At 65.2% G+C, this 20,214-nt stretch carries 19 protein-coding genes and 1 pseudogene; 9 read left to right on the top strand and 11 right to left on the bottom strand.

Features of this window, described 5'->3' with window-relative positions; genetic code table 11:
• The first annotated feature begins 40 nt into the window (after positions 1-40).
• From JWS13_RS01315 to JWS13_RS01305, 3 genes are all read left to right on the top strand, one after another.
• Complete coding sequence (locus JWS13_RS01315; protein WP_206004015.1) at positions 41-292, top strand: DUF3263 domain-containing protein; 252 nt, start codon at positions 41-43, stop codon at positions 290-292.
• 1,089 nt (positions 293-1,381) lie between these two features.
• Positions 1,382-2,632, top strand: a complete 1,251-nt coding sequence (locus JWS13_RS01310) for an NAD(P)/FAD-dependent oxidoreductase (RefSeq protein WP_206004014.1) — start codon at positions 1,382-1,384, stop codon at positions 2,630-2,632.
• 15 nt (positions 2,633-2,647) lie between these two features.
• The gene (locus tag JWS13_RS01305) at positions 2,648-3,037 is read left to right on the top strand and encodes a RidA family protein (RefSeq protein WP_206004013.1); all 390 of its coding nucleotides are present in this window, start codon (positions 2,648-2,650) and stop codon (positions 3,035-3,037) included.
• A gap of 143 nt (positions 3,038-3,180) precedes the next feature.
• Here JWS13_RS01305 and JWS13_RS01300 read toward each other — a convergent pair whose 3' ends face one another.
• Positions 3,181-4,302 carry an Lrp/AsnC family transcriptional regulator gene (locus tag JWS13_RS01300; protein ID WP_241031993.1) on the bottom strand — a complete coding sequence of 374 codons (1,122 nt, stop codon included), beginning with the start codon at positions 4,300-4,302 and terminating at the stop codon, positions 3,181-3,183.
• A gap of 3 nt (positions 4,303-4,305) precedes the next feature.
• Here JWS13_RS01300 and JWS13_RS01295 point away from each other — a divergent pair, with 3 nt between their 5' ends.
• Both JWS13_RS01295 and JWS13_RS01290 read left to right on the top strand, forming a co-directional pair.
• Entirely contained in the window at positions 4,306-5,598 is a 1,293-nt protein-coding gene (locus JWS13_RS01295; RefSeq protein ID WP_206004012.1) for an Nramp family divalent metal transporter, read from the top strand.
• The gene (locus tag JWS13_RS01290) at positions 5,598-7,013 is read left to right on the top strand and encodes an amidase (protein ID WP_206004011.1); all 1,416 of its coding nucleotides are present in this window, start codon (positions 5,598-5,600) and stop codon (positions 7,011-7,013) included. Before JWS13_RS01295 ends, JWS13_RS01290 begins: the two co-directional genes overlap by 1 nt.
• A gap of 809 nt (positions 7,014-7,822) precedes the next feature.
• On the opposite strand, the gene JWS13_RS45900 is transcribed toward JWS13_RS01290, so the two are convergent.
• Positions 7,823-7,954 (bottom strand): hypothetical protein, encoded by a 132-nt coding sequence (locus tag JWS13_RS45900; RefSeq protein ID WP_259375198.1) that lies wholly within the window; start codon positions 7,952-7,954, stop codon positions 7,823-7,825.
• A gap of 27 nt (positions 7,955-7,981) precedes the next feature.
• Between JWS13_RS45900 and JWS13_RS01285 the strand changes: the two genes are divergently transcribed.
• Both JWS13_RS01285 and JWS13_RS01280 read left to right on the top strand, forming a co-directional pair.
• Positions 7,982-8,377 carry a Clp protease N-terminal domain-containing protein gene (locus JWS13_RS01285; RefSeq protein WP_241031992.1) on the top strand — a complete coding sequence of 132 codons (396 nt, stop codon included), beginning with the start codon at positions 7,982-7,984 and terminating at the stop codon, positions 8,375-8,377.
• A 206-nt stretch (positions 8,378-8,583) separates the two neighbouring features.
• Positions 8,584-9,849: an IS256 family transposase gene (locus JWS13_RS01280; RefSeq protein WP_206004010.1), complete on the top strand. Its 1,266-nt coding sequence runs from the start codon at positions 8,584-8,586 to the stop codon at positions 9,847-9,849.
• A 102-nt stretch (positions 9,850-9,951) separates the two neighbouring features.
• Here the strand turns inward: JWS13_RS01280 and JWS13_RS01275 are convergent.
• The 4 genes from JWS13_RS01275 to JWS13_RS45235 all read right to left on the bottom strand — a co-directional run bounded on the left by JWS13_RS01275 (position 9,952) and on the right by JWS13_RS45235 (position 12,764).
• A protein-coding gene (locus tag JWS13_RS01275) for an IS5 family transposase (RefSeq protein WP_420854979.1) occupies positions 9,952-10,784 on the bottom strand; the annotation gives its coding sequence in 2 pieces (ribosomal slippage) (positions 9,952-10,440 and positions 10,443-10,784; 831 coding nt in all).
• A 48-nt stretch (positions 10,785-10,832) separates the two neighbouring features.
• Positions 10,833-11,207, bottom strand: coding sequence for a DUF6308 family protein (locus JWS13_RS46320; RefSeq protein WP_206004276.1), 375 nt, complete (start codon positions 11,205-11,207; stop codon positions 10,833-10,835).
• 14 nt (positions 11,208-11,221) lie between these two features.
• Positions 11,222-11,989: a nucleotidyl transferase AbiEii/AbiGii toxin family protein gene (locus JWS13_RS01265; RefSeq protein WP_206004008.1), complete on the bottom strand. Its 768-nt coding sequence runs from the start codon at positions 11,987-11,989 to the stop codon at positions 11,222-11,224.
• 4 nt (positions 11,990-11,993) lie between these two features.
• The gene (locus JWS13_RS45235) at positions 11,994-12,764 is read right to left on the bottom strand and encodes a hypothetical protein (RefSeq protein WP_241031991.1); all 771 of its coding nucleotides are present in this window, start codon (positions 12,762-12,764) and stop codon (positions 11,994-11,996) included.
• Positions 12,765-13,493: 729 nt separating this feature from the next.
• Between JWS13_RS45235 and JWS13_RS01255 the strand changes: the two genes are divergently transcribed.
• A complete protein-coding gene (locus tag JWS13_RS01255; protein ID WP_206004007.1) occupies positions 13,494-13,922 on the top strand; it encodes a hypothetical protein in 429 nt (142 codons plus the stop codon).
• 272 nt (positions 13,923-14,194) lie between these two features.
• Here the strand turns inward: JWS13_RS01255 and JWS13_RS01250 are convergent, their stop codons facing one another.
• Positions 14,195-14,809 carry an SDR family NAD(P)-dependent oxidoreductase gene (locus JWS13_RS01250; protein WP_206004006.1) on the bottom strand — a complete coding sequence of 205 codons (615 nt, stop codon included), beginning with the start codon at positions 14,807-14,809 and terminating at the stop codon, positions 14,195-14,197.
• Between JWS13_RS01250 and JWS13_RS01245 the strand changes: the two are divergent.
• A pseudogene (locus JWS13_RS01245) lies at positions 14,808-16,046 on the top strand (IS3 family transposase). The gene JWS13_RS01250 and the pseudogene JWS13_RS01245 sit on opposite strands and share 2 nt — an antisense overlap.
• On the opposite strand, the gene JWS13_RS45230 reads toward JWS13_RS01245, so the two are convergent.
• The 4 genes from JWS13_RS45230 to JWS13_RS01225 form a co-directional block, all read right to left on the bottom strand.
• The gene (locus JWS13_RS45230; protein ID WP_420854978.1) at positions 15,996-16,343 is read right to left on the bottom strand and encodes an SDR family NAD(P)-dependent oxidoreductase; all 348 of its coding nucleotides are present in this window, start codon (positions 16,341-16,343) and stop codon (positions 15,996-15,998) included. The pseudogene JWS13_RS01245 and the gene JWS13_RS45230 sit on opposite strands and share 51 nt — an antisense overlap.
• Positions 16,344-16,836: 493 nt before the next feature.
• Positions 16,837-17,385, bottom strand: coding sequence for a hypothetical protein (locus JWS13_RS01235; RefSeq protein WP_241031990.1), 549 nt, complete (start codon positions 17,383-17,385; stop codon positions 16,837-16,839).
• Positions 17,386-17,751: 366 nt separating this feature from the next.
• Positions 17,752-18,198: a hypothetical protein gene (locus JWS13_RS01230; protein WP_241031989.1), complete on the bottom strand. Its 447-nt coding sequence runs from the start codon at positions 18,196-18,198 to the stop codon at positions 17,752-17,754.
• Positions 18,199-18,905: 707 nt separating this feature from the next.
• Positions 18,906-20,162 carry an IS701 family transposase gene (locus JWS13_RS01225; protein WP_206004005.1) on the bottom strand — a complete coding sequence of 419 codons (1,257 nt, stop codon included), beginning with the start codon at positions 20,160-20,162 and terminating at the stop codon, positions 18,906-18,908.
• Positions 20,163-20,214: the final 52 nt, after the last annotated feature.

Below are 20,214 nucleotides of genomic sequence, written 5' to 3'. Positions count from 1 at the left end.
CCAATATCAGCATCACCCAGCCGGGGGACGAGGAGGAACAATGACCCGAGACGATCAGGCCATGCTGGCGTTCGCCACCAAATGGTCCCGATTCGGCGGAGGAGACGAATACATCCTGCCCGAGTTCGGCATCACCCCAAGCGTGTTCTACCAACGCATTCTCGCGATGGTGACCAGCACCCTGATCAACGACGTCGACTTCCCAACCCGGACATACTTGAGGGACTTCTGCTCCAGCAAACTCACCCGCCCGGCCCCAAAATCTGCCGCGTCGTCAGTATCTGACGGTTGATCCATCGAGTTGGCCGTCCCATCTACAGGGCGGTCACCCGGCGCAGGCGCGGGTCGGTCTGTCAGGCAAACCATTTCATTCACGAGGACGCGCGGGATGGACTGCGTCACCGTCACCGGTCCACGGGGTGGCGATCTCGACGGCCAGGTGCGCACAACATGACACTCCCGCCCAAGAACACAACATCGGGCAGATGGTGCAATCCCCCGTCGTCACACGTCACTTCAACCGATTACGGGAAAGCGTGGCGATCACGTCCGATGCAAGACCGACCGGCGACGGTTGACAGGATGAACACCGCGAGTGGATGCGCACCGTCATCGGCGTGCAGATTGCTCATCGTCGCAAGTACTGATTGCCGTATCTGCCCGTCGCTTTTGTCCGCGAGAACGCACGAGGCACGAGGACATTGCCCGCCGGGAGAGCTCACGAAGCCGTGGACCCGGACAACAACACCACCGCGCCCGTACCGGCGCAACCTATCCGACGGGTCCCGCACCCGCAATCCGTGCGCACAACGTGCAGTGCGGACCCGACTCGAGGACTCCTGCGAGATCTTCCGCCCCCGCTACGCAGCGACACCCTGCGGCGATCGGCGAAACCGCGCCACGCAGCCGGCACGCCAGGGCGCGAACGAGAGAAGCATCAGAACGCGACCGGTGACTCGGTAGCGCACCGAGCGCCGCCGCCCGATACTGGTGACCGGCGCGAAGTCGGTGTGGTTCGTGGCGTCGGTCCGTGAGCACGGTGTGTTGCACCCGATCGCTCGTGAACCTCCGTGAGGACGGTGTCCTGGTGGTCATCGACGGACAGCGTCGTGTCTTCCCCAGAAAGTAGTGGTGTTGTGGCGGCGTGACTTGGGGGGCGTCGCAATTCCCGGCCGCGACCAGCGGCATCGGCTTTCGACGTGGATGACGGCGCTACCTGCAGATTTCGGATATTCGCCATCATTTCGTCTCTTTCTGCCGAAAGAGCCAAAGCTCTAGCGTATTTCTTTCCGGTTTAGGACGATGCTCGGTGCGTTAGATCCATCCATCCGGCGCCGAAAAGTCGGCCTGGTGCTAGAACTCAGATGAGGAGAACCTTCACATGTCCAGTGCTGTCTCGCCGCGTACCGCGGTCGTGGTCGGAGCCGGTGTTGCCGGCCTGTCGACCGCGTGGTTTCTGCTGCAGGAGGGTGTGGAGGTCACGGTCGTCGACCGTGGTCATGTCGGCGCCGGCGCTTCATGGGGAAACGCGGGGTGGCTCTCACCTGCTCTCGCGGTGCCACTGCCCGAGCCCTCTGCGCTGCGGGTGGGCCTGAAGGCCTTCTCCTCGACCTCGCCCGTCAGAGTGCCCCTCCCAGTCGATCCGACTCTCGCACGGTTTCTCGCCCGATTCGCCAGGAACTGCACTCACCGCCGATGGCAGGTAGCCCTGCAAGCATTGTCGGTCCTCAATCGGCAGGCTCTCGACGCCTACGACGACCTTGCCCAGGGAGGGGTCGCCGATACGATGTGGCGGCAGGACCCCGTTCTCATCGCTTTCGCCGATGAAGACCAGCGAGAGCAGATGCTCACCGAGATCGGCCACCTCGGCAGCTCGGGGATGCCCGTCGACCTCGACGTGCTCGATGGGGATGCCACACGAGATCGGGAGCTGACCCTGAGCGACCGAATCCGGGCGGGGATCTTGCTCCGAGGCCAACGCTCGATCGATCCTCCACGGTTCCTGGCGTCTCTGTACAAGGCTGTCGTCGAAGCCGGCGGAAGGGTGCTCGAAGGCGACGCCGTCACCGGAATCAGCGACACCGGCGGCGATGTCCGAGTTGACCTCGCCGACGGCACCACCCTGCGCACCGACACCGTGGTCCTCGCCGCCGGGGGATGGATTTCCCCACTTGCCCGGAAGTTCGGTGTCCGCACGCCGGTGCAGGCAGGACGCGGATACAGCTTCAGCATGCCCGCCGAGGGGCTGCCCACAACACCGACCTATCTGCCGTCCCAGAAGGTGGTGTTCACGCCACTCGACGGCCGCGTGCGTGTCTCCGGGATCATGGAGTTCGCCGACCCGGAACGGCCGCTTGACCGCAAGAGCATCGAGACGATCATTGCCGCCGCGACCCCGATCCTCGGTGACGTCGACTGGTCGCGCCGAAGGGATGAGTGGGTCGGTTCCCGTCCGTGCACTGTGGACGGGTTGCCGCTGGTCGGCCGCACCGAATCCCAGCGTGTATTCATCTGCGGAGGACACGGGATGTGGGGCATCGCGCACGGCCCCCTCACCGGCAAGCTACTGACCCAACAAATCATCTCGGGCCGTCCACCCGCCGAGCTCGCGGCACTGAGCCCCCTTCGTTAGGAATTGAAACCGACAATGACGGCAACTCACTTCACAACTGTCTCGACGCCGACCGCTCCTCAGATGGCGTCGTTCTCCCAGGCCACCAAGGTTGCAGACCTGATCTTCACCTCAGGACAGGTGGGCATGAACGCCAACACCTCCGAACGGGAGGAGACGTTCCGGGACGAGGTCCACCGAGCGATCGACAACCTCGAAGCTGTCCTGCACGCCGGCGGTTCCGATCTGTCGGTGGTGGTCAAAACCACCTGCTACCTCACCAGCATGGACCTGTACCCCGAGTTCGACTCCCTCTACCGGGAGCGTTTCGCCGCGCCGATGCCGAGCCGGAGCACGGTGCAATCCGGGCTCGCGCGTAACTTCAGGTTCGAGATCGAAGCGATCGCGCGCGTGATCGACGAGTAACGGCAGATCTTGAAAACCATGAGCTAACAATCGCTTCCGGGTGGCGGTGGCGAGAGCACCCCTCACCACCGCCACCACACCACACCACACCGGCCGAGCGTGCGTGCCGCCGATTCATCCAGAACGATTCCCAGGTCTTTGCGTCAGTTTCCCGTGACCGTGAGCGCTCCGCCGCGCTTGTAGGTCTCGAGAATGATGGCCGTATCGACCGAATGCACATTGCCCAGCCACGAACTGCGTGTCACGAATTCATACAAGACCGCCTCGCTGGGCATGGCCACAATGGCGATGATCTGTCGGTCTCCCACGACCACGCTGACATAGCGGGCGAAGGGTGACCGCCCCAGCTCTCGAGCCACCGATTCGACCTCGGTGGGTTTGGCGGTCACCCACACCACCGCTTCGACCGGCAAACCCAGCAGTGCGGGCTCGACGATCGCCCGAATCACCAAATCACCATCCCGCCTCATCCTCTCCACTCGCCGACGCACGGTGGTATCGGACAGACCGGTCAGCCTCGACAACTCGTCGACCGACCGCCGACCGTCGGCGCCGAGGGCCTGCAGCAACAGATCATCCGCCTTGTCCCGAGTAGTCGCGGCCGGTCCGTCACCGTCGGATTCGTCGCGCCGATCGCCCACCAGGGCCCGAACCTCGTCGTCGTTCAGCACGTCCGGACGCCACCGCGAGATCGTGTGTGTCTGTCGCAGCACCGGTTGGGTGAACGTGTTGATCAGCCCGCGCACCCCCGGAAGTTCCTCGAACACCAACTCCCCGAGCCGCTCCCGAGGACAGTCCAGCAGCACCACGCATTCGGGTGTACCGGTGAGAATATGGACGAGGAAACTGTCGCCGCGCTGAGCGAAGGCCCGGGCTACGATCCTGGACTGCCCCAGTTCGCAATGCGCCCCCACGATCGTGTTACTCCGCGCCCGCGGACGCGCAGCAATCGCGACCGCGCGATCAGCGACCAGCTTGGTCCCGCGCCGCGTTACCGTGCGCTCGGACTCCCCGAGCACCTCCGCAATGAATCGCCACGACGCCCGGCCGTCGACCTGCAGCGCGCACGCGATCCGTTGGTCCAACCGATCTAGCGGGCGTCGGCGACGTGCGCCGAAAATTTCGGACATTCGCCAATCATACGGCGAATAGGGCCGATATTCGACCAGATATTGCGTGACCATGACTGTTTGCGCATGATTGTGAGTCAACACACATACTTGCCGCCCGCGCTCGACGGGCCGGGTTCTCGAATCGAGGAACACACGATGACTGAAGTGCAAGCGAAGGCCGACTACTCGCCGCCGACGGCGCGCCCCGCACCGGGCTGGCGCGGGAGACTGTCCTATCTCGGACCCGGACTCGTCCTCGCCGCGACGAGCGTCGGCGCTGGCGACATGATCACCTCGATCTCGGGTGCGTCACTGTACGGGATGGGGTTGCTGTGGGTCGCAGCCCTCGGCCTGTCCATCAAGTTCGTGGTCACCGAAGCGGTCGGGCGGCACTACATCGCGTCGGGCACCACCATCGTCGCCGGCGTCCGCACCGTTGCGGCGTGGTTGCCACACCTGCTGTTCGTGTTTTTCCTGGTGGTGGCGCTGGTCTACGGTGCCGGACTGTCTTCGGTTGCTGCGCTGGCAGTTTCCACACTATTCCCCGCGATTCCGGTGGTACCGGCATCCATCGTGATCGCGATCCTGGCCGCCGCCATCGTCCTGTACGGCCGCTACACCGCATTCGAGCAGACGATGAAGTGGTTCATCCTCCTCAAATTCGGGTTGATGGTCACCCTCGCCGGAATCACACTGGCGCACCTCGACGACTGGGGTGGGTTCGTTCAGTCATTACGCCCCACTTTCCCGAGTGGATCGCTCATCGACGTCGTCGCGCTGATCGGCGGAGTCGGCGGCACCGCCGGGATCGCCGCGTACAGCTACTGGGTCCGCGAGAAGAAATGGAACACCCGCGACTGGGTTCCGATCATGCGAATCGACGCGGCAACGAGCTACGCCATCGTGTTCGTGTTCGTGATCGCCACGACCATCGTCGGGACCGGTTTCGTCTACGGGACAGGTCGATCCATCAAGGGAGCCGACGGCCTCGCCGCCCTCTCCGAACCCCTCGGCGCCGACCTCGGATCCGCCACCCGGGTGCTGTTCCTGGTTACCTTCTTCATGGTGGTCACCGCCGCCCTCGTCGGTGGATTCAACGCGCTGGCGTACCTGCTGTCGGACTCGCTGCGCACCATCCGCCAGGTCCCCGAAGACGCCGCCGGCTCCTACGTCTCCGAGAAAAGCTGGGTGTTCCGCGGCTTCGTGCTGCTGTGTCTGACCTCCTCCATAGTTCTCGTCTTCACCGGACGTCCCGTCGCGCTGGTGCTGGTCTATGCGGCCGTTGGCTCCCTCGTGCTGCCGATCCTGTCCGCCACCTTGCTGGTCCTGCTCAACCGGAAGAACGTCACGGTCTCGCTCCGCAACGGTCTGGCCTCCAACGCCATCCTCATAGCCGCACTGGCGATGTTCGTTGTCCTTGCCGCCGTGCAGATCATGGAGAGCTTCTGATGGCCGACATTCACTACTGGACCGCCCGCGAGCAAGCCGCCGCGATCCGAAACCGCGAGATCTCCTCGGAAGAACTCGTACACGCGCACCTGTCCCGGATCGAGCAGATCGATCCCATGATCAACGCCATGGTCACCGTCCAACCCGAGCACGCCCTCGAACTCGCACGAAAAGCCGACGCCCGCACTATGTCCGGTGAATCTCTCGGGCCTCTTCACGGGCTGCCGATCGCCCACAAGGACACCCTCGAGACCGCCGGGCTGCGCACCACCCATGGGTCCCCGATCTTCTCCGACAACATCCCGACCCGCAGCCAACTCGTGGTCGAACGAACCCACGCCGCCGGCGCAATCCCGATCGGCAAAACCAACGTCCCCGAACTCGGCCTGGGATCACACACCGTCAACCCCCTCTTCGGAGCGACCCGCAACCCCTACGACCGCACCCGCAGCGCCGGTGGCAGCAGTGGCGGCGCCGCCGCTGCCCTCGCCGCCGGCCTCATTCCCATCGCCGACGGCAGCGACACCGGTGGCTCGCTCCGCAACCCCGCGTCGTTCAACAACATCCTCGGGATCCGGTCCAGCGCCAGCCGTGTACCGACCTGGCCGAACAAAGCCGCATGGGGGTACCTGTCCGTCAAAGGCCCGCTCGCCCGGAACGTCGGCGACCTGCAACTGCTGCTGTCCGTGATGTCCGGGCCGGACCCCCGAAGTCCCATCAGCTTCGAAGACGACAACCCTCTGTTCGAGTACGAGCGGTCCGCGCGCGGACTCAAGATCGCCTGGGCACCGGACCTCGGCGGCCTCCCGGTCGACCCTGACGTCACCGCAACGCTGGCTGCGACCGTCGGCGCCCTGCCCTCGATGGGATGCCATCTCGAACAAGCATGCCCGGACCTCAGCGGCGCCGACGAGGTATTCCTCACCCTGCGAGCGTGGCAACTCGAACTCAGCTATGGACCACTCCTCGACACCCAGCGATCCGCACTCGGACCCAATGCCATCTGGAACATCCAACAAGGTCGCACCCTCACCGGCCACGACATCGGACGCGCTGAAATCCTGCGCACCGAACTTTTCCACCGCATGCGGGCCTTCTTCGACGACTACGACCTACTTCTCGCCCCCGTCAGCCAAGTCGCACCATTCCCCATCGAATGGAACTACCCCACTACCATCGACGGCGAGGCAATGAACACCTACCTCGACTGGATGAAATCCGCCTACCTGATCTCCGCCACCGGATGCCCAGCAATGTCGGTACCCGGCGGCTTCACCCCCACCGGACTACCCGTCGGCCTCCAAATCATCGGGCCCCACCGCAACGAAGCCCGCCTGCTCCAACTCGCCCACGCCATCGAAACCGCAACCGAGTTCGGGCAACGCCGCCCCCACCTCCCACCTACACACATATGAGCACGTCACAACACTCCGTACCTGACTTAATCCAACGCAGCCGCAAGCCCGAAAGGAACCACAGAACCAGACCGTCGCACACCACGCCACCGCTCAGATCTCATCGTCCAGTCCGCCGTTCATCGGGGACACAGTCCTGCCGACCACCCACGCCATGCGAATGCCCTCAAAGACATCCGCGCGGAAGCTCCACGGGCTGACGCGGCAGAGGGCTTGCCGGGATAGGGATCGTGCCGACCGGACGGTAAGCCGCCGGACGGCCAAATCAGGCAGCTCACTGATCTCGGTGAATAGTCGATGCGACCAACGAATCCAAAATTACAGGGCGGCGGCATACCCGTGCGCGTCAGCGACCTCCGTCGACAGCAGCTTGCCGTCGTGCGTGCTCAGCCCCTCGGCGAGACCGGGGACGACTCGCGGTGGCGTCGTCATCTGGGCGTATCTCGCGATGAACGTCCCACACAACCCAAAACATTCGAAAATCTTGAGACACCCAAATACGTTGTCTATCAACACCTTTCAAAACCGGCTCAAAATCGGACGGAACAGACACCCGCGCGCCCGCCGACAACCCCGGCGCCGACACTCCCCTACAAGTCGCCGGCGCCCCCACACCACAAACCGGAGACACATCATCACAGCAGGTCACAGCACCATTACGCCCAAGGCTGCCGAGGTCGATCCCACCCATAACCACCTACACACCACCCAGAATGGGCAGCAGAGATTCAGCAGCGGATCGCGTCGCTCGCGGCGACGCATGGGGAGGGGCGCGTCATGGTGTTCGAGAGATTCTCCGATCAAACCCGTCAGGTGGTCGTCCTCGCCGCCGGAGCCGCCCGCGCCACCACCAGAACTCCGTCGGCACCGAACACCTGCCCGCCCCAGATCTTCGACGCCGGCGGCCCCGGAACGGCAGCACTGACCTTATGGGGTGTCACCGCCGGCCCTCGAGAGCAAGCTCGAGGATGTCAGCGCACCGGCGGGCTCCGCCCCGGCCGCGGGGCACATCCCGATCACCGGCGAAGACGAAGAAGGTCCCCGAGGGCAGTCTGCGCCAGACGGCCCTGCTCGGGCACGAGGAGATCGGCACCGACCACCTCCTCCTAGCCCTGCTCGACGACCCCACCTCCACCGGCGCTCAAATCCTCACCGCCCTCGCATCCCTACCCATCAGCGAAATGCGCCAGCACCTCAGACACGAACTCGCCCACAGGCCCACCCCAGGCCCCGCCCACCGCATCCCCATCCGGCTCAGCAACGACGAATACACCCGCGCCCACGCCGCCGCCCACACCGCCGGCCAGAACCTCGAAACCTGGATCCACGACCGCATCACCGACGCCCTCGAACAACCCGAATAGCACGTTCAGGCAGAAGATCAACATGGTCGACCCACCTCACCGCCGTCGAGAAATGAGTGCACATGCGCTACGAATTCCGCGTCGCCGACCTCGTGTCGGACACACTCGCCGAAGCTTTCCCCGAACTGCGCCGCGCGGGACTGTCGGGATAACGGTTGAACTGGATCTGGCCGACACGCCGAGTTCCTTGGCGAGAAGGCAAGACGATGACCGAAACACTTGATCCCATGGATCAGTCGAAGATTGACCACCAGAAGTTGGCCCAGCAACTGTTGGCTCAAGCCAGGGCCGAAGGTGTCGAGTTGGTCGGCCCGAACGGGTTACTCAACCAGCTCACCGCGAACGTCCTCGAGATCGCACTCGAAGCCGAGATGGACGAGCACCTCGGCTACGAGAAGCACCAGTTCACAGGCCGAAACGGAGGTAATTCCCGGAACGGACGCCGCAGCAAGACGGTGCTCACGGAAATCGGACCGGTCGAGATCCAGGTCCCCCGCGACACCGACGCTTCGTTCGATCCGCAGATCGTCAAGAAACGCCAGCGCCGGTTGACCGGTGTCGACGAGATCGTTCTGTCACTCTCGGCGAAGGGCCTGACCACCGGGGAAATCGCGGCGCACTTCGACGACGTCTACGGAGCATCGGTCTCGAGAGAGACGATCAGCAAGATCACCGACAAGGTGATCGCGGAGATGACCGACTGGTCCGTCCGTCCTCTCGACCCGGTGTATCCGGTGGTGTTCATCGATGCCATTCACGTCAAGATCCGCGACGGTCAGGTCGCCAACCGGCCCGTCTACGTCGCCATCGGCGTTACCACCGCCGGGGAACGCGAGATCCTCGGTTTGTGGGCCGGCGACGGTGGTGAGGGGGCCAAATTTTGGCTCGCCGTGCTGACCGAGATCCGCAACCGCGGCGTTGCAGATGTCTGCATGATCGTCTGTGACGGACTCAAGGGGCTGCCGGAGGCGATCACTACCGTGTGGCCTCTCGCGGTGGTACAGACGTGTCTGATTCACCTGTTGCGCAACACGTTCCGTTATGCCTCGCGGCAGTACTGGGACGAGATGTCGCGGGACTTGCGTCCGATCTACACCGCCGTCAACGAGTCCGCGGCCCGGGAGTGTTTCACCGAGTTCGCCGACAAGTGGGGTCCGAAGTATCCGGCGATCGTCCGGCTGTGGGAGAACGCCTGGAGCGAGTTCGTGCCGTTCCTTGATTACGACGCCGAGATCCGACGGGTCATCTGTTCGACGAATGCGATCGAGTCCCTCAATGCTCGCTACCGGCGGGCAGTACGGGCGCGTGGGCACTTCCCCAGCGACCAGGCCGCGCTCAAATGTCTCTACCTCGCCACCCGTGCGCTGGACCCAACCGGCAAGGGAAGAGCACGATGGGTGACGAGGTGGAAACCAGCCCTCAATGCGTTTGCTATCACATTCGAAGGCCGAATCACCGCAACTGGAAACTAAATTCATATGCCAGAGCTACTTCCACCGAAGTTCTGATAGTCCCCGCCGCGCCGCCCTGTCCGACCAGACCCTGTTCTACGGCACCGTGATCGACGCCCATCTCTACGGGCTGCTTAGAGCGTGTCTCATGTGGGAAGTTTTTTTGAAGCAGGTGAGTGCGGCGGCGAGGTGAAGGAAGCCAGCGAAGTGTTCGCCGTAGCGTTCGTAGCGGATGGTCATACGCCGGTAGCCGGTGAGCCAGGCAATGGTGCGTTCGATCTTCCACCGGTACCGGCCGAGGCGATCGTTTCGCTCGATGCCACGGCGGGCGATCCGCGGGACGATGCCTCGTTCGCGCAGCCACCGTCGGTGAATGTCGTAGTCGTAGCCCTTGTCGGCGCGAAGCTTTCCCGGCTTGCGTCGGCGTGGTCCGCGCCTGGACTTCGTCGCCGGAAGCGCGGCCACCATCGGTTGCAGCATCGTGCTGTCGTGGGTGTTCGCCCCGGTCACACCCACGACCAGTGGGATTCCATTTGTTTCGGATAGGACGTGGATCTTCGATCCCTTCTTGCCGCGGTCGACGGGACTGGGGCCGGTCAGCGAACCCTTCTTTTTGCCCGGACGCTCGCCGCGTCCAGGATTGCTGCCGTCCAGTCGAGTTCGCCCGCACTACCGAGTTGGTCGAGCACCTCGCGATGGAGTTTTTCGAACACCCCATCCCGCACCCAGGCACTGAACCGTCGATGCGCGGTCGGCACGGTCACCCCGAAGGACGGTGGCAGGTGCCGCCACGCACATCCGCTGGTGAGCACATACACGATCGCGGTGAACACCGCTCGGTCATCGGCGGGGGCACTGCCACCTCCCTGCGGCCGGGCGACAAAAGGCGGAATCAACGGTTCGACTATCTCCCACAACGCATCCGGCACCAACCTCAGTGACAACTCATCTACCACGCGTCACATTATGTCCCACACATCACTTCATCCACATGAGACACGCTCTTAACCGCTTCCAGTCGCTGGGCCTCCATGTCCTTGAAATGCGGCAGCTGCCCGAATCCCCATCCTCCCCATGGTGAATTGCCAGGAAGCCGACCGCCGGTCACCCCGGGACGTGGCATCTTCCCCGGGTCGGTCCGAGCGCTCTCCGAGGCCGCGGTACTTGCCGTCCATCCACGCGATCACATCGAACAGCCGCAGCGCCGAGATCTCCTCCGGCAGGCCGGCCTCCTCCCGGATCGGCAGCAACCGGCGGTGCAACGCGCCGTCGTCGGCGCGGAGCGCCTCCCGGACCGGATTCAGACGTGCCCGCTCGGTACCCAGCACCCGACTGACGGCATATTGCACTGACAGCAGCGCTTCGCGCCGAACACCCATACAAATACATTGCGTTACCGACCGGGCACGGGCTCGCGTATGTGGGCTCGAATCAGCGCTCCCAATCGCGCGGCCGGCATCGTCAGTCCATCGATCCGCTGCTGCCGATCGATCATCGCCACCAAGACATACAACGCCCGCGCAGCATCCCCGCGTGTTCCGCTCTGCGCGGTACCGAGCTTCCATCCCGTCAGTCGCGCCTTGTGCTCGTGCACGATCGCCATCAGCGAGCAAAGATCGGTGACATCCTTTGCCGCCGAACGACTGTGCCACGCAAGCACCTTCAGAACCACCGCTGCCTCGACATCCGGAACCAGCACATCGAAGACCAGAGTGTCTCCCCGGTGCAGGCGCGCGTGGACCGACACCTCGACCGGCGGGGCAGCCAACGCCAGACTCAGCCCCGGAATGGCATCGAAACCGTGCTCCCCCACGTACACGGTGTCCATGCGCCGGCCGGTTGTCAGCGGCACCAGGAGATCTACGGCCAGGGGTGTGTCGTCGCCGGACGGGGCCTGATAGTGATTGCCCTTCACCCGCCGATAGCCGCGCGCGAGAAGGTTCGCATGCACATCCGCGCCACCAGCGACGACGGCGTCCATGCCCGCATCCGCGTCCGCCGTCACCCGCGCCACCGCCGCCGCGGTGGGATACACGTGGCTGAGAATGTGCACCATGTGACCGCCGATGATGCGGTAGTCCTGCCCGCAGGCGGCGGCAGCGAGATCCGCCAGCGCACGCAAACCCAGGTCCGCCGCGTTGGAGGCGGCATCGATCCGCACAATGTCAGCCACGCCAGGTTCCGTCCAGGATCGCCCGACGCAGGTGCTCGCCGGCCTCCGCCGCATCCGGGCCCGGGCTGGCGAGCACATCGTGCAACGCGATGATCGGATCGACCCGTGCCGGGGGCACCGCGTCGATCGCGGTCGGATCGACCCGCGCCGTCGGTTGTGCCGCCGCGGCCGCGGTCCGCCACACAGTCGGGTCCGCCGGCACCGTCACCACCAGTGTGTACTCCGCATCGGTGGCCGGGGTGAAACCGGCCGCCGTGAAGTCCAACAACTCGCTGCTGTACAGCCCGGCCATCGCCGGTAACCGCCATGGCGCGTACACATCCGCGGCCACATCACCGGTCAGCACACACCCCACACCCTTCTCAGCGCACCATGTTGCTGCCGCCTCCGCCTGCCGCACCGCAGGATCGAGTCCGTACCAGTACGTCGACACACCCCCCGGACCCGGATACTCCCCAAGCAACCCATCGAGGGCCTCGGCGCGCTGCCCGATCACCCACCCACGGTCGGTGCGCGACGCGAACCGATGACCCCGCAACACATGCGAGACCGACTGCTGCGTAACCTCCAACACCGCAGCCAGCTCGACCTGCGTCAACGGCTGCTCGGCCAACAACAGCAACCGTTCGACCGCCCACCGCGTCCACGGCCGCCGACCACGCCGCAAACCCCGGTCCCCCGACCTGGCCTCGGTCGACGCCGCCGCGGTGTGGTCGACACCCCCGATGATCACACGGCCCTCCTCGACCGCGATCAGATCCACCACCCCCTCCCCCGCGAGCCCCCGCAAATACGACGTCGCACGGGGCGTGACAAGCAGGAACCGGTCCCCGCGACAACCCCGGCGCAGGCCCTCGACAATGCTTGGGGTCGGCGGCCTCCCAAACACCTTGACCCTCACCGCCACCGTGCCCCCACCAGGCACAACCAGCTCCAGATCAGCGGGCCCACCCGAGACGACCCGAACCTCGGCGCGACGCAACAACAGCAACGCACCCGACAACAACCGATCCGCCCGATCCACACCCACCACCTCCTCCCCGCCCAACCAGACGCCGACGAACTGCGAATACAAACTAAAATACCACCGAGTACTTAAGTTTGTACAAGCGATTCTGTGTGTAGGCGTACACCCCGCGGCCATCGGCCACGAATCAACGCCGGCCCCCTCTGCGGTACCCATACCCACTCCTTCGCGCGACCCTCAGCCGCGGCGCCTGAACTCGTCTCCGAGGGCCGGCGTCGAATGCACCACCGCCCTGACCATGACAGGAGCTGTCGGCAACTACACAGCCCCCATAGCTGTGACGTGAACCCGATACCGGCCCGCGCAGCGCCTCATCGACTCGTCCAGATCGGAGAGTGCATGGCCTGGGCCCCTCCGACGCAGGAACCCTCTCGACCGGTCAGCCAGACGAATCGGCAGCTCGATGTGGGACAACCGATAACGTGAGGACACCCTTTCGCACGTTCCCTGACCAAGGAGCCCGACATGGCCCTGCCGATTCCCTCCGGACGGCGTACCGGCAGCATTCTCGCTCTGGCCGCTGCAACGGTGCTGATCGGCTCTGCCCCCGCCGACGCCGACCCCGCCACCCCGCCGATTCCTCGCGGCTCCCTCGTGTTCGTCCACGACGTGCTCGGTCCGCAGGACCCCGACTTCTGGAACCCCGACGTCCCGGGAACCCGCGTTCTGACTCCCGTCGAGCCCGGGGTGAGCGTGGTGTGCACCAGCGGCTTCGAACCGGTCCCTGGGTGCTCGACACTCGACATGCGCGACTGGTCCTCGCCGCAGCGCTCCCTCGTCTTCGTCGACGTACCCGTGATCGGGCGGCCACCCCTGCGCGTGTGGATGGACATCCTCCCCCGCTTGGATGAGGGCGCCCTGGGACAACTGACCGAACACCTCTTCCCTCGCTGACACCGGGCCTTCCCGGGTGCGTGCGAACCGTCACCCTCAGTGGGCTACGAGAAGCCCTGTGGGCCACCCGATCGCCGCTCCAACGAGATCGAAAAGCGATGACCAGAGAGAGTCACAGGTAGCCGCCAGGAGCAGCTGGCGGCTCGTGGCCGTGGACAGCATCGCGCGGCATCCGCTCCCCGGCCGGTGGAGCCCGCAACGAGGCTGCATGTCGGCGTCCCCGGCGCGAACAGCCCCACAGGCAAACAGTCTCCGAGGCTGTGTGTGACACCTCATCTCTGGAGACGCATCGCCGCCGGCAACACCCGCTGATACGCCGGCCCGAGCACCCTGGTCACCACATCAACCACCCGAGCATCCGGGCCCACCAACACCCGCGCCTTGCCCCGTTCCACGCCCCGCAGAATCACCCGTGCAGCCTCGCCGGGATCCGTTCTGGCGATACGTTCCTCGAACGACCGCGCAACCTCATCACCATCGACGCCCACCGCATGACCAGCCCTGCGAGCGATCGAGGTGCGGACACCGCCGGGAACGACACACGTCACCTTCACCGGGTGCCCACCGACCTGCATCTCCTGGCGCAGCGACTCCGTGAACCCCCGCACCGCGAAATTCGCAGCGTTGTACGCCGAGTATCCCGGCGCCGCCATGAGACCGAACGCCGACGACGTGTTCACCACATGCCCACGATCGGACCGCATCACATACGGCAAAAATGCCTTCGTCCCATACACCACTCCCCAGAAATCGACCGCCATCACCCGCTCGAAATCCGTGAACTCCGAATCCACGACATCACCCGCGAACAGGATCCCGGCGTTGTTGAACACTGTTGCGCCCCGACTCTGGTGGAGGCTTTCATCACACGGAAGGATGAAAGTCATGGTTGCTCCGAAGAAGTACCCGGACGAGTTCCGAGAACGGGCGACGAGGATGGCGATCGAGGCGCGGCAGGACCCGGCCGCCAGTCATGGCGCGATCAAGCGGATCGCCGACCAGTTGGGTGTGCATCCTGAAGCGCTGCGGACCTGGGTGCGCCAAGCCGAGATCGACGGCGGACATCGGCCCGGGGTGCGCACCGATGAGGCCGCACGGATCACCGAACTCGAACGGGAGAACCGCGAGCTCCGCAGGGCGAACGCGATTTTGAAGAGCGCGTCGGCCTTCTTCGCGGCCGAGATCGACCGTCCACACCGATGATCGTGGACTACATCGACACTCATAAGACCGAGTATGGAATTGAGCCGATCATCGAGGTCCTCCGTCGGGCGGGCATCGGATGCTCGGTCTCGGGGTACTACGCGGCGAAGAAGCGGCCGCCATCGCGCCGGACGGTCCGCGACGTCGAGCTAACCGAACGGATCGTGCGCACTCATCGCGACAACTACGGGGTCTACGGCGCCCGGAAGGTGCACGCGACCTTGCAGCGGGAGGGCGTGCCGGTCGCTCGGTGCACCGTCGAACGGTTGATGCGCGCCGCCGGTCTGCGCGGGATCTCCCGTCGATCGGGGCCTCGCACCACCCGGCCGGCACCGCCGCAGCACCATCCCGGCGACCTGGTGGGCCGTCGCTTCCGCGCCGATCGACCGAACAGGTTGTGGGTCGCCGACATTACGTACTGCCGAACCTTCTCCGTGTTCGTCTATGCGGCGTTCGTGCTCGATGTGTTCTCCCGGAGGGTCGTCGGCTGGCAATTGTCGATCTCCCTGCGCACCGATCTGGCGTTGGATGCGTTGGAGATGGGGATCTGGTCCCGTACCCGTGATGACCAGGATCTTTCGGCGCTGGTTCATCATTGAAGACCGCGGCGTGCAATACCTGGCCGTCCGCTACAGCGAGCGCTTGGCCGCCGCAGGATCGGTGGCGTCGGTCGGATCGAAAGGCGACTCGTATGACAACGCGATGGCCGAGGCGCTGAACTCACTGTTCAAGGCCGAACTGGTGCGGAACATGGGACCGTGGCGTGGCATCGACGATCTCGAGATCGCGGTCGCCGAGTACATCGACTGGTACAACCATCGCCGGCTTCACGGTGAGGTTGGCATGGTCCCACCCGCCGAGTTCGAACGATCACACGAGCAGCTCGTTATGCTCGAAACCAACGATTTCAGTCTCCACTGAAGTCGGGGCGCAACACACCGCATCGACCCCGCCGAACCTGTCCCCGACCTCCGCAGCGTGCCCCAACACCGCGTTCCTGTCCGACACATCCACCGCGGCGGCGAAAACTGAACCCGAAACCGCACCACACAGATCCACCGTTTCCTTCACCGCCGATCCGTCCAGATCCGAGAGAGCCAACCGCGCTCCCGCCCTCGCGAGCTGCACGGCAAGCTCACGACCGATCCCGGCGCCGGCACCCGTCACCGCGACGACACGGCCCCCGAAGTAACCCAACCGACTTCCCCTCCCGCTCATGAACCCAGGTAACAATCCCCACGATCGACAGTAGAAGATAAGTATGGGGAAGGCTGTGCATGCCCGTCCTCCGAGGTCGGTCCCGGACCGTTGCGCTCGACCCCGAAGCGCACTGTGACCTTGACCGATTCGCGCATTGCGGCCTCACCATGCTCGCGGGCCGATCTCACCTCGCCACTAGCCAGTGTGCCGGCAAGTGCTGGTGGACGCGGACGATCCTCGAGTCGATCAAGAGCAGCCGTGCGTCGCGTTCGGGGCTGCCGCGAGCACCGCGGCGAACATCCAACGTCGGTTCCCTCGTCCAACCAACGGCGGTGACGCTCCCATATTCTTCCGCGACATCGCGCCACGGTGACCCGGTATCGCCAGTCGATCCCTCCCCCGGTCAACCCGACGATCGTTCCACCGCCGTCCCCCACGTCCCACCGGGCAGTAAGACAGGCTCGATCACGGTCCACAGGTCTTTGGATATTCTCTACTGCGCACGACACTCTCACACGATCCCGCACTCGAGCCCGGTCATTGAGCCCGGTTTATTTGGCACACATGCTCTACGGGACCGGGAAAGTGCCGAACCCCGGGTGGACCAGCATCTGGTACCCGTCGACCCGGGGGGGTGTGCGCCGACGTCGGCGACCGCGGCGATCGTGCCGCTGCCGGTGACGACCGTCGCGGGGGCGTATCGGCACCGATCCTCCGGTGCGGTGGACCCACTGAGGTCGCGCTCGACGAGCCGGAGCGTGGTGGTCCCGGCGACGCCGGTGGTCAGGTTCCGCCAGTTCACCGACACGGCGACACAGTAGGCCGAGTTCGTCGCTGAACGCTCCGCCGCAAAGGTCACCACGCCGGACGCACCCGTCGTTGCCGACGGCGTCACGCTCGACAGCGGCGGCGGGTAGTCACAGGCCAACACGGTCAGCAACAGACATCCCGCGACGAACCGCACCGGAACCTGGAACGCCGTGGTCGTCGCCGCCGGGACCGGCGGCGTATCCGCCGTCACGGTGGCGGACGAGCAGAGCGGGATCACGAGGACCGCCACCGATGCCGCGGCCCAGGCTACAAACGAACGACGAATCGCTGCACGACACACGGCGTCAGCCTCTCGTGTTGGATCCCGACCCTGGTGCAGTGTCAGGCTACTCGCTTGGCGGCAGCGCGGACTGGCAATGACGGGCCGGACAGGCCTCCCGATACCTGCTTTGCGGCCGCTCGTCATCCATCATCGCGTCCACACTGGCAGACACGCTCGAGCCCCACGGGAATGGACTCCGTACACCGACCGGCCCGCAGCGCGTTGTGCCGCGCACGCGCCGAGGACAGTTCGGTCAGGACCGTGCCCATCGTCGTGCATGCGGTTCGCGCCTGCAGTACCGGGCAGGTTCGTGCCCAAGGCTGTGCGAGTGCGTCACAATGCGGACAGTTCGTCGATCACGCTGTCCAGCAGGTCCCTGTCGTGGCGGTCCGAGCGCGACGGAGGCAGCCTGGCACTGTCGAGCGCGACAGGGAACCCATCGATGACGCGGCCCGGGTCGAGTCGATCCAGCGCTGCATACCATTCGGCCAGCGGTGCCGCGAGGCAGGCATGCACGTCGAAATGACGGCGCCGCCGAGAGGGGTCCCCTATGCGTTGCCGCAGCAGCTGCTGTGGATCGGGAATCGACAACAGCACCACATCCGCGAATCCGAGACGACGCTGAGTGAACATCCGCCGGACTGCCGTGAGTTCGTGCTCGAATCGCGTGATCGGTGCCACGCCCACCGCGGCCAGGCACCAGCTGTAATGCAGCTTCAGCGGATCACTATCGCACACAGCAACACCAGTGGCAGCTTCCAAGACCAGCGCCGCGACCACCGCTGCGCGTTAACGTGCGCCCAATAGGTCGCCTGCCCTGCCGGATCGGATCCGTCCGGTTCCTGCCCCGTCGGGCTGCATTCGGCGACGAACTGCTCACCAGTGGCCCGGCACCACGTGGTCTTACCGGCGGCACTGGGCCCCTCGACGGCGACGATCACCGACATACCCTACCCATCCACGGACCCTCCGATCCGAATCTCACGTTGTCGTTCGACACCGGTAGCGGATCCCCTGTGGTGGCTCATGAAACCAACGCTTGGGGCAGGGTTCCTCAATCCATCGGCTTCGGGCAGGCGTAGCCGCAGCCCTGCCGAACGCTGCTGACGGCGACCATTGGCGGACTACGGGCGGCCACCACGTGACCAGGCTCGACACTCCGCCAGTCCTGCACGGACGCTCACGGTCAATATCAGGTCGTCGTCAGGACGCGCTCGAGCGTGGCGAAACCCGCTGGTTCCCAAGTCGGTTTGCCCCCGAGCAGACCACGCCTGCTCACTCAGCTCCCGCCGAGTCTTACGTTCACACTCGTCCTGGTACGCGAGTAGCCCGGGCAGGAATACCGTCGGACTCCCTACCGACTGGCTGAGATCTTCCGCGGCTCCTAGTAGGACTTTGTTAGGTAGGGAAGGTGTGGTGGCACAGTGGGCAGGTACCAATCCAACGGGCAAGTGCGCGTTGGAGTTCGCGGAGAACGGCGTAAAGCGTCAGTCCTGCCCGGCTGCTTTTGGGTCGGTGAGCCGGAGGGTGGTGAGGAACAGGTGGGCGGCGGTGACCAGGGTGGCGTGGTGGTGCCAGCCCAGCCAGGAACGGCCCTCGAAATGATCCAGTCCGAGACCGGTTTTCAGCTCCCGATAGTCGTGCTCGACGCGCCAGCGGATCTTCGCCAGCCGTACCAGCTCGGGCAGCGGGGTGTCCTCGGGGAGGGTGGAGAGCCAGTAGTCGGTGGGCTCATCCGCTCCGGTCGGCCACTCGGCGAGCAACCACACCGCGGGCAGGGCGCCGTCCTCGGCGCGGGGGATGTCCCGGTTCGCCGGACGGACCCGCAACACGGCGAACCGCGAGCGCATCGACGCGGTCGGGTTGGTGGGGTCGGTCTTGCTTCCCTTGCGCCAGGTCACGGTGCGCAGGGACTTGCGTCCGGCAGCGACGACCAGCTCCTTGCAGGTCGTGTGCGGGCCGTAGCGGGGCGTCGGCGGGCGCCCGCGGCCGCTGTAGGCCGCGGTCTCCGGGACCGCGTCGCCGGGATGGGCACTGGTCGCGCCCTTGACGGCGACGACGTAGTCGATGCCCCGCTCGGTCAGCGCGAGCCGGAAGGCGGTGGTGTCGCCGTATCCGGCGTCCGCGACCACGACCGGCGGGATCCGGCCCCACTCGATCAGCTCGTCGATCATCTCGATCGCCATCGCCCATTTGGGACGGTGGTGCTCGGTGTCGGGGATCGCCGACCGTCGCCGGCGGGCGGTGATCGCCGCGACGGCGTCGGGGTCGGTGGTCGATTGATCGTCCCAGCTCTCGGGCAGAAACAGCCGCCAGTCCAGCGGGGCGGACGCGGCATCGGAGGCGGCGTGCACGCTGACCGCGATCTGACAGTTGCCAACCTTACCGAGAGTGCCCGAGTACTGCCGGGCCACGCCCGGCGAGGCGGGTCCGTCCTTGATGAACCCGGTGTCGTCGATGACCCACGCATCCGGGTCGATCAGACCACACGCCCTGCGCGACAGTGTTTTCCGCACAGGTGTGACATCCCACGGCGAAGTGGTCACGAACTGCTGCAACTGTTGATGATCGACCCGCAACCGCTGCGCCATCGGCTGCATCGACTTCCGCCGCCCGTCGAGCATCAACCCCCGGGCATACAGCCCCGCCTTCTCGCGCTGATCCTTACGCGCCAGCGACGAGAACACCTCACCGACAAACGTATCCAACTGTTCCCCGACACGGTCGAGAGCGGCTGTATCCATGCCCGCATGCTCTCGAGAAAGCCACGAAAACTCGAGCCGACACGCCGAGCTA

The organism is Rhodococcus pseudokoreensis (assembly GCF_017068395.1).
Lineage (GTDB): Bacteria > Actinomycetota > Actinomycetes > Mycobacteriales > Mycobacteriaceae > Rhodococcus_F > Rhodococcus_F pseudokoreensis.
Note: the sequence above shows the minus strand (reverse complement) of the source record. Positions and strands in the feature narration are given on the sequence as shown.

Excerpts from the sequence above, each read along its gene's own strand:
- JWS13_RS01315 (WP_206004015.1), top strand. The coding sequence starts at position 41 with ATGACCCGAGACGATCAGGCCATGCTGGCGTTCGCCACCAAATGGTCC.
- JWS13_RS01310 (WP_206004014.1), top strand. The coding sequence starts at position 1,382 with ATGTCCAGTGCTGTCTCGCCGCGTACCGCGGTCGTGGTCGGAGCCGGT.
- JWS13_RS01305 (WP_206004013.1), top strand. The coding sequence starts at position 2,648 with ATGACGGCAACTCACTTCACAACTGTCTCGACGCCGACCGCTCCTCAG.
- JWS13_RS01295 (WP_206004012.1), top strand. The coding sequence starts at position 4,306 with ATGACTGAAGTGCAAGCGAAGGCCGACTACTCGCCGCCGACGGCGCGC.
- JWS13_RS01290 (WP_206004011.1), top strand. The coding sequence starts at position 5,598 with ATGGCCGACATTCACTACTGGACCGCCCGCGAGCAAGCCGCCGCGATC.
- JWS13_RS01285 (WP_241031992.1), top strand. The coding sequence starts at position 7,982 with ATGTCAGCGCACCGGCGGGCTCCGCCCCGGCCGCGGGGCACATCCCGA.
- JWS13_RS01280 (WP_206004010.1), top strand. The coding sequence starts at position 8,584 with ATGACCGAAACACTTGATCCCATGGATCAGTCGAAGATTGACCACCAG.
- JWS13_RS46320 (WP_206004276.1), bottom strand. The coding sequence starts at position 11,207 with ATGGGTGTTCGGCGCGAAGCGCTGCTGTCAGTGCAATATGCCGTCAGT.
- JWS13_RS01255 (WP_206004007.1), top strand. The coding sequence starts at position 13,494 with ATGGCCCTGCCGATTCCCTCCGGACGGCGTACCGGCAGCATTCTCGCT.
- JWS13_RS01250 (WP_206004006.1), bottom strand. The coding sequence starts at position 14,809 with ATGACTTTCATCCTTCCGTGTGATGAAAGCCTCCACCAGAGTCGGGGC.
- JWS13_RS45230 (WP_420854978.1), bottom strand. The coding sequence starts at position 16,343 with ATGAGCGGGAGGGGAAGTCGGTTGGGTTACTTCGGGGGCCGTGTCGTC.
- JWS13_RS01225 (WP_206004005.1), bottom strand. The coding sequence starts at position 20,162 with ATGGATACAGCCGCTCTCGACCGTGTCGGGGAACAGTTGGATACGTTT.